Annotated in this window: 12 protein-coding genes; all 12 read right to left on the reverse strand. The window is 39.2% G+C overall.

Features of this window, described 5'->3' with window-relative positions:
* Window positions 1-33: 33 nt before the first annotated feature.
* Entirely contained in the window at window positions 34-1,104 is a 1,071-nt protein-coding gene (locus tag BR73_RS0115815) for an EpsG family protein (protein ID WP_033166324.1), read from the reverse strand.
* 97 nt (window positions 1,105-1,201) lie between these two features.
* The gene (locus BR73_RS0115820) at window positions 1,202-2,476 is read right to left on the reverse strand and encodes a glycosyltransferase (RefSeq protein WP_033166325.1); all 1,275 of its coding nucleotides are present in this window, start codon (window positions 2,474-2,476) and stop codon (window positions 1,202-1,204) included.
* Window positions 2,457-3,233 carry an NAD-dependent epimerase/dehydratase family protein gene (locus tag BR73_RS0115825; RefSeq protein WP_051685239.1) on the reverse strand — a complete coding sequence of 259 codons (777 nt, stop codon included), beginning with the start codon at window positions 3,231-3,233 and terminating at the stop codon, window positions 2,457-2,459. Before BR73_RS0115825 ends, BR73_RS0115820 begins: the two co-directional genes overlap by 20 nt.
* Before the next feature lie 111 nt (window positions 3,234-3,344).
* On the reverse strand, window positions 3,345-4,364 hold the full coding sequence (locus tag BR73_RS0115830; protein ID WP_033166326.1) for a polysaccharide biosynthesis protein: 1,020 nt from the start codon (window positions 4,362-4,364) through the stop codon (window positions 3,345-3,347).
* Between the two features lie 76 nt (window positions 4,365-4,440).
* Window positions 4,441-5,577 carry an NAD-dependent epimerase/dehydratase family protein gene (locus BR73_RS0115835; RefSeq protein ID WP_033166327.1) on the reverse strand — a complete coding sequence of 379 codons (1,137 nt, stop codon included), beginning with the start codon at window positions 5,575-5,577 and terminating at the stop codon, window positions 4,441-4,443.
* Window positions 5,578-5,629: 52 nt separating this feature from the next.
* Window positions 5,630-6,937, reverse strand: a complete 1,308-nt coding sequence (locus tag BR73_RS0115840) for a glycosyltransferase (protein ID WP_033166328.1) — start codon at window positions 6,935-6,937, stop codon at window positions 5,630-5,632.
* Between the two features lie 25 nt (window positions 6,938-6,962).
* Window positions 6,963-7,943 carry a glycosyltransferase family 2 protein gene (locus BR73_RS0115845; protein WP_051685240.1) on the reverse strand — a complete coding sequence of 327 codons (981 nt, stop codon included), beginning with the start codon at window positions 7,941-7,943 and terminating at the stop codon, window positions 6,963-6,965.
* 32 nt (window positions 7,944-7,975) lie between these two features.
* Window positions 7,976-9,343: a phenylacetate--CoA ligase family protein gene (locus BR73_RS0115850; RefSeq protein WP_033166329.1), complete on the reverse strand. Its 1,368-nt coding sequence runs from the start codon at window positions 9,341-9,343 to the stop codon at window positions 7,976-7,978.
* Between the two features lie 60 nt (window positions 9,344-9,403).
* A complete protein-coding gene (locus BR73_RS0115855) occupies window positions 9,404-10,522 on the reverse strand; it encodes a glycosyltransferase family 4 protein (RefSeq protein ID WP_033166330.1) in 1,119 nt (372 codons plus the stop codon).
* The gene (locus BR73_RS0115860; protein ID WP_033166331.1) at window positions 10,519-11,202 is read right to left on the reverse strand and encodes a WbqC family protein; all 684 of its coding nucleotides are present in this window, start codon (window positions 11,200-11,202) and stop codon (window positions 10,519-10,521) included. The genes BR73_RS0115855 and BR73_RS0115860 overlap by 4 nt, the downstream gene beginning before the upstream one ends.
* A gap of 35 nt (window positions 11,203-11,237) precedes the next feature.
* Window positions 11,238-11,837: a sugar transferase gene (locus BR73_RS0115865; protein ID WP_033166332.1), complete on the reverse strand. Its 600-nt coding sequence runs from the start codon at window positions 11,835-11,837 to the stop codon at window positions 11,238-11,240.
* A gap of 79 nt (window positions 11,838-11,916) precedes the next feature.
* Window positions 11,917-12,597, reverse strand: coding sequence for a PIG-L deacetylase family protein (locus BR73_RS0115870; RefSeq protein ID WP_033167518.1), 681 nt, complete (start codon window positions 12,595-12,597; stop codon window positions 11,917-11,919).
* Window positions 12,598-12,602 lie beyond the last annotated feature (5 nt).

The raw sequence follows: 12,602 nt of genomic DNA on the forward strand, positions 1-12,602 counted from the left end.
ATACCCCTCCAGACACCACTATTTAATATTTGATTAAATATCGAAAATCCATATATACGGCACAAGATTGCCATCCCTTAAGGTTCTGTAAATAAACAATAACCCAAAGAATACCACCGATAGTAATACAAGACATTTCCTTGTATTTTCTTTATCTGCATTTTCACTCTTCAAAGACAGGATGCGGTCCATTAGTATAATACTTGCGTACAAATAGTACAGCGCTGGTCTTTCCACAGTTCTGGTGAACATTCGTAACAGCCAGATAAGAATTACGGCCATATGCATATTCAAAAAAAATACACTGTCGTTGTAACGTTCAAATAGCTCTTTTCGATAGATGATTCCAAGGAATCCAATAAGCAGCAATATTAATAAAAATATGCCGCCATTTCCGGTTTGCTCAATACTGTAATCATAGCCCAGCCAATTAGCAACCATTGAATGAATTCTGGTAAATGAAAGTCCGATGGCAGCATAAACTGCCAGAATAATCAGATGGTATTTCTTTTTCCAGGGAACCTGTGCTATGAAAAAGGCAGGTATAAACAATAGCGCAGATTTATGGAAGGGATAGGCTAATGCGATAAGTAAAAGAAATGGAATAAGCTTCTTTTTTCTTGCAGCTTCATAAGCAAATAAACAGATAGACATTGCAAGTGCTTGTCGAAGACCGGCAAGTGTAAAAGCAAAGAGACCTATAGTAAGATAGAAATATATGGCATATCTCTTATAATCACCATATCGTCTGATAAAAATAAACAGACTGATGCACATAATTGCTGAGGTCACAGCAAAGTAGAAAACGGAACTGTAGTTAATTTCACCTATAATCTTCGTAAAAATATAAAAACCCGGATCAATCTTACGTTCCCAATAAAACTCAATAGTTCTATTTACCGAATCATAAAAATTATCTGCGTATCTGCTATAATCACCGGTAAGAGAGGCTTTTAATATCATCACAAGATAGATTAAGACACAGGAAAAAAAGAGTACCGGAACATTTTTTCCGGTTACTGACTCCTTCTCATAAACCGGTTTTCTGAGCGTAAACAAAGCTGAAAAAGCAAGCATCGACAGCAAAAAAATATATACAAGCATATAATACCTCCCTGTTTATCACTCCTTTGTTAGGATATGTGCAGAAAAGTAAATAGTGTCTGTCTTAATAGTATAAGTTTATTTTCAATTTGCTTTTTCAAGGTGTTTTAGTAATCAGCCTTTTGTAAACATTTTGATACTCCTTCACATTCTCTTCCATTGAAAAATATCTTCTGGCATAGTCTGTACAGGCTTCTGAATAAAAAGCCTTTCCTTTGCTTCTAATCTTACAGAGGCCTTTATAAACACTTCTCAGTGTATTGTCCGCTACAAGATATCCGCAGTTCTTACCTACCAATTCCGGTAAGGCAGTAGCAGAAAAAGTAATAGCCGGTGTTCCGCAGGCAAGTGCTTCGGCGATGGTCTTACCGAAGGATTCCTCTTTCGACAAGGAAATATATACATCAGCAGCATTATAAAGCCTTGCAAGGCTTACAAGACTGTTGGTTCTTGGAATTAGCTGTACATTATTTGGTACCTCCGTATCCTCCGGAATACTTCCCACCATAAGCAGCACACATTCTTTATAATCCGCATTTCCCGCTTTCCTTTGAGCTTCTTCCTGCAGTTTTTCCGCCAGTTTAAGAAAACCTTTCAGCCCTTTCGTATTATCCCATAGGGAAGCTACGGATAAAATTACGAATTTGTCCTCCAATTGCAGATCCTTTCTGATATCCGCGGAATCCATTGGTTTAAAATTATCAAAGTCAATCCAATTATAAATTCGCTTAATCAGGCACGCATCTTTTAAAAAAGAGCATTTAGCCTGGTTGGTAATCCAGTCGGACACTCCGACAACTGCAAGTTTGTTAATTTTTTGAAAATTTTCTTTTTTATCCTTCCACATTTTGTTACAACGGTCAAAGAACCAGCTTGGAGGAGTATTCCTGTTATTGGGACATTTCTTACATTCTTCCCGCCACTGATAACATCCGTTGACAGTATAGTGCGTGCACCTGCCGGTATAGAACCAGCAGTCATGTAATAATAAAACTGTCGGGATATCTTCTTTTGCCAAAAAATTAAGCAGCATATTTAAATTAAGATAATTACCATGAACATTTTCAAGCTGTACGATATCCGGTTTCTTTTTCTTTATGTATCTTAACAGACCCAGGGTAGGAATATGTGAGAAATAACCTTGCAGACCGGTTATTCTAGAACAGAGGGCATGGAGCTTTCTGTCCGCCAGGAATCCAATAATGTAGTGCCCTTTCCTGCGCATCTTTCTAATCTCTTCCTTATCCTTCATACCATAGGCAGTTGCTATAAGACATTCATCCCCCTGTCTTATTATACCTTCACTCAGTTCTTTTACCGTTCTGCCGGTACTTAATATTCCGTAAACTTCATTAATCAGAAGAACTTTCATCCTTACCTCCATACGTATCCGAAACAGGCTCAGAGCAGCTGTAACTGCTGTAAGTAGCATATAACTTTTTTTCAAGATCTGTCTTACATTCCTCCAGCCTCCTGCCTTTCGAGAAGGAATACAAGGTTTCAGCAAGTACTCCCAGGTTTATCTCGTATTCCTTTGTTATGGAATAGTATTTCCTCTCTATGGAATCCTTCGGTTTAAGCAATTGAAGAAACTCCTCTACCACATCTTCAACATAACACAGCGTCAGTCTGGTGTTTCTGTCATGAATGGTTATTGGCAGTCCATGGGAGATATTATAGCAGAAGGTAGCAACAACGGAATTATAATTCGGTCTGGCTTTTGAACCGAAGATATTTGTAAGCCGATAGATATAAACCTGTCCTCCTGTAGTGTTCTGATAATCACTTAACAGGTCTTCAGCTGCTTTTTTACTGATACCGTAGGGTGTACCGCTTTGTGCATGAACGGAGGATGCATACAGCACCGGGCAGTTCCTTTTACAGGCCTCTAAATATCCTGTAAGCTTTCTGGTGAATTCAATATTTCCCTCTATAAAATCTGCTTCATTTAATGGCCGATTCACACCTGCAAGATGATAGATAAAGTCGCATTCAGAAAGATAATCCCAAAGTGCAGCTTCTTCGGTGCTATGATAGCATTCCAGTAGTATAATCTCTTTCATCTCTTGCAGGGCGGATATCAAATGACTGCCAAGAAAACCGCCTGCGCCTGTTACGAGAACTTTCATAGCTGTCCTTAACCTGGGTGTTCTTGAAAACTCATAACGATACAATGAGTTTTCAAATACGCCCTAACCATACTTTCTACCATTCTATTCCTTTAGCAGAGCAAATATCCTTTAAACTTCTTTGTATTTGGAAAGTTCCTTCTGGATATAAGGTATCGTTAATAATTTTTCCTGCATTTCCTTAACCCCTAACTGATTAGCGTTATCCGAATTAAATTCCTTCACTCTTTTCTTCTTCATTCCTTTGGTCATATAGCTGTCATAATTTAAGTCTCTGTTATCCGGAGGGATACAGTAGTAATTACCCATATCCTTGGCAAAACGGCTCTCTTCTCTGGTTAAGAGCGTTTCATACATCTTTTCCCCATGACGCATGCCGATTATTTTAATTCCTTCTTTATAAGAAAACAATTCACATAGTGCTAAGGCCAGGGTCTTTACGGTGCAGGCAGGTGCTTTTTGTACCAGGATATCTCCGCTGCTTCCAAATTCAAAAGCGAAAACCACAAGCTCTACTGCCTCTTCCAGAGTCATTATAAATCTGGTCATTTCCGGTTCGGTAACAGTAAGGGGTTCACCAGCCTTTATCTGCTCTACAAAAAGAGGAATTACCGAACCTCTGGAACAAGCTACATTACCATAGCGGGTACCACATATCTGAATTTTATCTTCTGAGAGCATTCTGGCCTTTGCAACCATTACCTTCTCCATCATAGCCTTTGAGGTACCCATAGCATTTATGGGATAAGCTGCTTTGTCTGTAGAAAGGCAGATAACCTTTTTCACCCCGGCTTCTATTGCTGCATTCAGAACATTATCTGTGCCTATTATATTGGTTTTAACTGCCTCCATGGGAAAAAATTCGCAGGAAGGCACCTGTTTAAGTGCTGCACTGTGAAAGACGTAATCAACACCATAAAAGGCTTCCTTTAAGGTACTGGGAGATCTCACATCTCCGATATAATACTTGATTTTAGGCGAATGGTATTGATGCCTCATATCGTCCTGTTTCTTTTCATCTCTTGAAAATATCCTGATCTCACCGATGTCGCTATCCAAGAAACGGTCCAGGACTGCATTGCCGAAAGAACCGGTTCCTCCGGTAATAAGCAGTACTTTATCTGCAAACATAGGCCTCTCCCTTCTATTTCTGCTGAACTGAATATCTTTAGGACGTTTGATAACTGAAATGAGTTTCACATGCTCTCTATACCGAAGGAATAACGGGACAAAAATAAGTATCCGGATTTAATGAATCAAATACTTCATTGGCCCATATAAGTGTATATAGGTCTGTATCACCTGTATTAATCAGATTATGGGTGACACCCGGCGGAATCTCCAGGAACCTTGGTTCTTCCCCTGTGAGGTAATACTCTGTAATTTCATCGGAATCGGTTCTGCGAAGCTGTATCTTTGCTGTACCGGAAATAACAAGGAACCTCTCACATTTCGTGTTGTGGTAATGTTCCCCCTTCTTGATTCCGGGTTTGGTAATGTTTAAGGAAAACTGCCCCCTATTGTCCGTTTTGAAGATTTCCATAAAGCTTCCTCTGCTATCTGAATGAGCGGGTAAAGGCACTGCAAGCTCCGTAAGGGGCAGATAACTTAAATAAGTACTGTAAAGTCTCTTGACCAGGCTGTCACCTACAGCAGGCAAATATTGCCCTTGTCTCTGTAATCGAAAACCGGTTATTATTTCTGCAAGTTCCTTTAAGGTGATACTATAAAGGCAATCCTCCTCTAAACGATAATAACCGTCTTCTTTAGGAGGCACTTCTTCCTTTAAATGTCTGAGAAAAGAAGTTATCACATCATCTATATAGTAAAAATTCATCACCGTATCCGGATTATGAATTGTGATTTCCTGATCTCTGGCTACAAGATAACAAAAGGTAGCTACTACAGAATGAGCACAGGGTTTTGCCCACTTTCCAAAGGTATTGGTAAGACGGTAGATAATCGTTCTGCTGTTGTTAATACGCCCATGTGTTGCTAAGGCTTCTTCTGCTAATCGTTTACTCCTGGCATAATCTGTATCCTGAGCTGCCTGAATGGAGGAGGTATACAGTACCGGGCTGGGATTATGATATTTCTGCAGATATGCTAACAGTGTCTTAAAGAATTCAAGATTTACTTCCAGAAACTCTTCTTTTCTGTCCGGACGATGGACAGCAGCAAGGTGAAATACAAAATCACAGTCCTTAGTATACTCCTCTAACTTATCCAGTGAATCTGATTTATCATAAGTGTAAATCTTATGCTGTTCCTGCCCGGAGGATTTAAGGGCCTCTATGAGATTTCGCCCTAAAAATCCACTGTGCCCAGTCACCAGAATCTTCATGAAACCATACCTTTCCCACAGCCTGTAAACTGAAAGCACCAGCTATTATAACTTACTTTTTGGCAATAGAGGTAAGCGCAGAATTAAGCTTGTTTCTTACAGCTTCGATTCGATGTGCTTTTACCCCCAGCTCCCAGGCTTTTTTTTGATATAATGTTATTCTATCGGGATGACGTGCTATTTGTGACAGCACTGGGTAAATTTCTCTTTTTCTTTGAATACATATTGCTCCACGGTTCCTTCTTAAATACCTTATTCCCTCATTTTCGCTATGTCCTACCGCCAGCACAGCACAAGTGGAGCCAAGGCAGTCAACGATTTTGGTAGAAAAGGAATATCTTAAAAGCCACCGGTACCTGATATCAAAACTTTCTGCATGAAGTGCAATATCTGCTTCCTTATATACTTCCTTCAATCTGTCTGCAGTAATAAATCCTTTAAGAACTACGGCATTATTCTCCTCCAGCAATCTGGATTGCTTCTTACTGAAACTATCCTTTGTATATATGTGAAGAATCATTTTAATTTCGTCTTTATTAATTTCTGATAATGCCTTTGCTATTGCCATTAGTATTTTGTCACGGTTACAGTACAGTCTTCCGGCGTATACGATTCTGACAGGGGTGGAAACAGCCTTAGGGGTAAATTTTTCAGGAAACTCTCCTCCTTTATAAAGTACTTCGCTTGCAACACCCAATTCTTCTGATATTTTCTTTGACTGAGCTAAGGAAAGGGTATAGAATTTTTCATAAAACATAGCATTTCTTCTTAATTCCTGCCGAAACAATAGCTTCCGCCCCCAATAAAAGGGTGACAGATTAAGCTGCTTTAAGGAGTATTCGTCGTCTCCCGTAAATACTACTACAGGAGCTCCTGTCATTTCATGAAGCAGCTTCTCCATGTAAAGCATCCGTCTTGAGTAAAACCGCAGACTGAAAATAACATCCGGTTTATAAGCTGCCAGAAAATCAGTAAGGAGTGTTCCCTCCCATTTGCTGTGTAACCAGACAAAATCCCGCAGCAATCTCATTGGCCCGCCTGCTGCCGCTTTCAGATACTTAAGATACCTAAGGCTCCTTCCACTGCTATTTACCTTTACAACAGCACCGGCTTTTGTCCCTTTTTCTGAAAAGGTACGGTTGATTAACCACTTACCTTTGTTCTTTTTCATGAATCTGCTGGTTACAGCCATTTTATCCGTTAATTGAAAATATTGGCTGCAACAGGAATTATATGGTGAACCGGAAGCCAGGTAAATATTTGCAAGGTTATCATCATAATTCCCAAACCAATTAGTCATTACATTATTGGGATACATTTTATCATTCCAGGCTTCTTCTGTCAGAAGTAATAAATTCATGGTAACCACCTCCCTTCGTTGAAAGTCACCTCTTAAATCTCTTTTTTACAGGCAGCAAAATCATATTGGCAATTCGCGCGCTAAGCTCCGGGGACAGATAAAAGCAAGTAAACATCAGCTTGTAGGTAATTGGGGTAACACTGCTGTACAATGCCTTAAAGTACATCTTCTCGTACAGCTTAAGAAGGGCTTCCATATCATTCTTATTGTTGGGATCACTTTTACAGATAATATAAAACCGTATGAGGTTTATACAGAAATACTCATAGGAGTGCTCTAATAGCTCCTTGTCGATTTCCATAAAAAACTGAATCCTGTCCGTAAGTACTCCATAGAAATCCGTAGATTTATACGGATTATCATTTCTGGTTACACTCTGCTGGTTCTGATAGCAATAATAAAGCGGCTTTTCAGAATAGACTACTCGTTCACAACGATAGGTTAATTGATAAACAAGAGCCTCATCCTCATAATTAAAATGATCACTTACCGGAAATTCCAGCTCATTAAAAAGCTCTCTCCGGTAAAGCTTACCGGCAACTCCGGATTTCATTTTTCTGCTTAAAATGGCCTGTTTCCTGTCATAGACATGCATAGCACCCTTTACCTTAACGCCAAAAAAATCAGAAGCCGACCCAGTAGCCATTCTGGCTTCTGCAATCTGTGCTTTATTTTTCAGACATAACCACAGCAGATACTTAATAAATTGGTGATGAAGAAAGTCATCACTATCTAAAAATGTAATATACGTACCCTTTGCAAGTTGAAGTCCTTTGTTTCTTGCAGCTGATATTCCACCGTTTTTCTGATGTACAGTAGTTATTCTTTTGTCCAGTAATGCCAAATTCTCGCAGATGACAGGACTTTTGTCTGTGGACCCGTCATCTATTAATAAGATTTCAAGATTTTTATAGGTTTGTTCTCTTACACTCTGCACACAGCGCAGAAGGTATTTTTCGGCTTGATAAACCGGTATGATGACACTTACCAATACCTTTTCTTCCATATAACCTCCTTATATTTATTTCATTAAATGTGTTAATTTTGTTCGTCCTTTAGAATAAGTCTGTATTTTCCGCTGGCGGTCCTGCTGATATTGTCTGTAAACTCTAACGTAAACACTGTCTCCTGTCCAAGAAATTCTCTTATATTCTTTTCAACTATTCCCGTGTCTTTTCTGTTCAGTTTGTTCCTTACCGGCTGGCACAGGATGATAAGGGAACCGTCACTCTTAAGCTGAAACTGCATCTGCTTTATATGTGAATGCAGACTGCTTACCAGATAGGATAGCTGAACCTGGCTGAAAGTACCGCCTTTTGTGGTAATGAAATCTGCTTCTCTTCCTTCGATTCTCTTTATAACCGGATGAACACTGCCGCAGGGACATTTCTCTCCTCCCTCACTAATCACATCTCCAATGTCATACCGTATTAAAGGTGTACCAAAGGTATCAAAACCCGTAACCAGAATTCTTGTACCCTCCTTAGCCGGAATATGTTCAAAGATTCCGGTATCTATTGCTTCATGGTATGCTCCAAAGGGACATTGTATAATAAAGGGTGCTCCTTCATTGGAGGCATATTGATCGGTTAAGGGACAGCCAAAAACTTTTTCTATGGTTTCTCTGTGATAAGGAAGTACGGTTTCTGAGGTTGTAAATACTGCTTTTGGTATAAATTCAGGCTTTAACCCCTTCTCTTCCATGTATTTGGCAACAGTATAGATTGCAGAAACAAAACCTTCAATGGATTGAGGTTTATAACGGTTTAAATCTTTCACATACAATAACAGGTTCTCTTCCGAAAGATGATAGGTGGAATAAAGCCTTTGCCGTAAGGTATAATTATTTCTCCAGAATACTGGTTTTGCTGGTTTATCCTTTACTATCTTTCTTCCTGTAAATCGTGCTGCCCTCATTTTATTGCTGGTAAAACCAAAGCTTTGTTTATAAGCATCCAAATATGCCATTCTCTGCTGAACATCCTGCTTTCTCTTTCTGACCTTTACCGGAATACCCGTAGTTCCACCGGTATGAAAGGTTAAGCTTCTGTAATTTGGTATGGTATAGATACGCTCGATATTATCCCTTAGAATATCCTTCGTCAGAATCGGTAACCTATGGATATCCTCAGCTGATTTAATCTCCTTCAGAGAGATTCCCTTATAAAACTCTTTGTAAAAGGGACTATTCTCAACAGCATAAGACAGCAGTTTTAAAAATCTCTTGTTCTGTATATGCCTTTCCTCTCTTAAGTTTAGATGTTTACGGCTTACAAAAAGCTTACGATATTTCTTGTAATCACCTGAATACCTGCTGAAATAAAGAACAAGGCCGTACAGGCTGATTGCAGCGTTCTGAAGAAACACCGGGAGGCTGTAATATAAACCCAAAATTACTCTTTTCATAGCTCCCTCCTTCTATTGATTCCAGTTCTGCCTTGAAGCAGTACCAGTTGTTATCGTACACTATTCTTTTTGCAGCAGTCCCATCTCTGTAAGCAGTATTTTATTTATGTGTTTTACTTCAAACTTCTCCTTACACAACTGATAGGAGTACTCTCCCATAACTTCACGAAGTTTTCCGTTCTGAATCAGAAGCTCCAACCCTTTGGCTAGTGCTTCACTGTCCCTGGCTTTGACCAGAAAGCCGTTATACCCGTCAACCACCGTTTCTCTGCAGCCTGGAACATCGGTTGTAACTATTGGCCGGCCGGCTGCCATTGCTTCAACAATACTCTTACCGTTACCTTCATGATAGGATGGTAATACAAATATGGAACAACGGTTAAGATAAGGCCTGACATCTTCTGCGTAACCACAATAAGTAACCGCACCTTCCGACAGAAGGTGCTTAAGCTCTTCCTCACTGATTGCTTCTTTATGTTCATCCAGACCGCCAACCAGCAGAAATTCAATACCTTCGTATTTCCTTTTTAACTGGAAGGCTGCCTTAAAGTATTCTCTGATTCCTTTTCCCTCTACCAGCCTGGCAGTCATAAGAATACAAGCCTTCTCCGGCAGGGGAAGCTTTGAAAAATAGTTCATATTAACTCCTGAGCCATTGACCAGAACACCTTTGCCTCTTCTTATTAATCTCATGGATATCATTCTGTCATAGTCATCCTGATTCATAAAGAAACAGGTCTTACTGAAATGAAAGATAATCCGGTAGAAGCCGCACAATATCCTGCGAATAAGTAAATTATTAATTCCTTTCCCGTAAAAGGCTGTTTCAAGACCGGTTACGAAGGGATATATCTTTCTGACCCTTAGGAATATCGAAGCAATTCCTCCGAATACAATAGGTTTAGCCATATATAAGAAACAGATATCCGGTTTTATTCTCTTGATTATCCTTATATAACTCCAGAAAAGCTTAAGGTTCTCTATAATACCAGTACCTGTTCTGCTGCCTCCTGTTGATATATAATCAGAGCCTAATTTCTCTACTTGCGCTTTCATATCCTCCGTACTCTCAATGGAAATACAGGTCACTTCATTGCCTGCATTAACCATTTCCTTAATGAAATCTCCTCTGAAATTTGTCAGAGAGGGTCCAAAACTGGCTGCGACGATAATCTTCATTTTTTCCTCTCCTCCAGCACTCTGTTCCAATCAAAACCGCAGGAAAACAGAAAATCCAATACTGACAGATTCTCTTCAAAAGCCCCCCATTGCTGCGGATAGTAGAAGGGCTTATAATCCGTATAGGTCAGAGTAATTCCTTTTTTCTCAAAGTTCTCACTCTTTTGATAATTCTTTGCACCAAGTCCTGAATAGTATTCGTTTGCATGGAGCAATGAGCAGATATCCAGAATCCGCTCTTCTTTTACGCTATGGATATTTAATTCCGATGACTTTACAATAGCAGTTCTTAGTCCGAAGCCTGCCAGGATGAAACGGTTTATTGTTATATTCATATCTGCAAGACTTTCATATTTGGCAAGCAGCAGTTCTTTTATCATAGGAAAGATATCATTATAATACTTACAGTGTTTATAATTGGCAGTTATAAGAGCCAGATGCTTTTCTTTCCAGCCCATTTCATCTTTTGTACGTACCTTGTTAATATTATCCTTAAAATGATAATCTAAAGGAATCGTCAGCCTTTTTCTTCCCTGCGGAGTCTTAATATCATTTCTATGATGCATATTATTATTGGAAAACTGAACATCATCCAGATATACAAACAGATCAGCTTTGGATATCTTATAAAAATGACCCAGATAGGGAATATAATCCGGCTGATGGATAGCGATTCTCATGCTTACCTCTTTCCGCCGCCAAACAGGACCAGAGGTTATCTGTCCTGCGGGTCAGCATATACATTACTTCCTTTAAGCACTGTTACTGCAGTCTTTATAACGATAATAAAGTCACTTTTTAATGTGATATTTTCAACATAAGCAACATCCATTCTAAATTGCTTCTCTCTATCCGCTTTTGCCCGGTATTTCATATCTATGGAGCAAAATAAGCCAGGAAGTACAGAAAACCGCTTATCATAAGAATAACCTTCTATTTTAAATTCTGCTTCTTCTTCCAGAATGGGTCTGGGGCCAACTATTGCCATATCTCCTTTTAAGATATTAAAAAGTTGAGGAAGTTCATCTAAACTGGTTTTTCTAAGTATTCTACCGATAGGTGTTATCCTGGAATCTCCCTGGTATGCTCTTGTATCAGGATTTTCATGATTTTCTTTCATTGTTCTGAATTTATATATTTTAAACGGTTTTTTATCTTTACCAAGCCTGGATTGGGTAAAGATAACTTTTCCTCCATCTTCTAACTTAATACTGACTGCTATTATGAGAAGTAAAGGCCAGAATAGGATTAAAAGTACTGCACTTACTGACTTCTCAAGCTTTTGTTTCATATATCTTTCATAGATGCCTGTCATAACAACCAGAATTACCTCCCGTCTGCTGCTTACTGCCTCTTTATGCTTTTAAGTCATTTCTTCAAACGGTTTATACTCTTTAAAATATTCTTCGAAAAGCACCTTCAAAGGCTTCTGCCAGTAGTAGTCCTGCCTGGCTGCCACGATATGCTGCTAAACCTTTTATTGCTTCTTCACTGCGAGGGTGGGGGTAAGGACGCATAACCCCTTCATATTGGGATAGTGCTTTAATTTTTGTATCGATACCCTCTTCTTTTACCTCCACAAAAACATTGGGAGTAAAGGGAGGAAGTGTTGGATTTAGATTCCATTCTGTTGAAGAAGGAATCTCCATATAAAGCAGTTCTTTTAATGGTTTTATGTTTTCTTTTCTCTGAAACAATCTTACTGCCGCCTGGCAGGCAATTGAGGTATAATAATGGTCATTATTCATATCAGCCGGATGATGAGTAAACACCATATCAGCCTGTGTTACTGTCAAGATTTCTTCAATGAATTTTACAAGTTTAAGATGAGGAACCGTGTTAAATTCTATGTTGGGAAACTTGCCAAGATAGACCTTATGAACTCCAAGAATACGGCAGCAACTTACGATATCCTTATAAAGTTTCTGTATCCCGGGACGATTTTTTCTCGCTCCGGCTTCACCGCATAGTATGCAGACTTCTGCTTTGTTTCCCTCTGCAGTAATTTTATGAATGAAAGCACCTGCTCCCAGCACTTCATCGTCAGGATGTGCAACAACAAATAAATAGTTCATACCTG

The organism is Clostridium sp. KNHs205 (genome assembly GCF_000702945.1).
Lineage (GTDB): Bacteria > Bacillota > Clostridia > Lachnospirales > Lachnospiraceae > Anaerocolumna.

Excerpts from the sequence above, each read along its gene's own strand:
- BR73_RS0115815 (WP_033166324.1), bottom strand. The coding sequence starts at position 1,104 with ATGCTTGTATATATTTTTTTGCTGTCGATGCTTGCTTTTTCAGCTTTG.
- BR73_RS0115820 (WP_033166325.1), bottom strand. The coding sequence starts at position 2,476 with ATGAAAGTTCTTCTGATTAATGAAGTTTACGGAATATTAAGTACCGGC.
- BR73_RS0115825 (WP_051685239.1), bottom strand. The coding sequence starts at position 3,233 with ATGAAAGTTCTCGTAACAGGCGCAGGCGGTTTTCTTGGCAGTCATTTG.
- BR73_RS0115830 (WP_033166326.1), bottom strand. The coding sequence starts at position 4,364 with ATGTTTGCAGATAAAGTACTGCTTATTACCGGAGGAACCGGTTCTTTC.
- BR73_RS0115835 (WP_033166327.1), bottom strand. The coding sequence starts at position 5,577 with ATGAAGATTCTGGTGACTGGGCACAGTGGATTTTTAGGGCGAAATCTC.
- BR73_RS0115840 (WP_033166328.1), bottom strand. The coding sequence starts at position 6,937 with ATGAATTTATTACTTCTGACAGAAGAAGCCTGGAATGATAAAATGTAT.
- BR73_RS0115845 (WP_051685240.1), bottom strand. The coding sequence starts at position 7,943 with ATGGAAGAAAAGGTATTGGTAAGTGTCATCATACCGGTTTATCAAGCC.
- BR73_RS0115850 (WP_033166329.1), bottom strand. The coding sequence starts at position 9,343 with ATGAAAAGAGTAATTTTGGGTTTATATTACAGCCTCCCGGTGTTTCTT.
- BR73_RS0115855 (WP_033166330.1), bottom strand. The coding sequence starts at position 10,522 with ATGAAGATTATCGTCGCAGCCAGTTTTGGACCCTCTCTGACAAATTTC.
- BR73_RS0115860 (WP_033166331.1), bottom strand. The coding sequence starts at position 11,202 with ATGAGAATCGCTATCCATCAGCCGGATTATATTCCCTATCTGGGTCAT.
- BR73_RS0115865 (WP_033166332.1), bottom strand. The coding sequence starts at position 11,837 with ATGACAGGCATCTATGAAAGATATATGAAACAAAAGCTTGAGAAGTCA.
- BR73_RS0115870 (WP_033167518.1), bottom strand. The coding sequence starts at position 12,597 with ATGAACTATTTATTTGTTGTTGCACATCCTGACGATGAAGTGCTGGGA.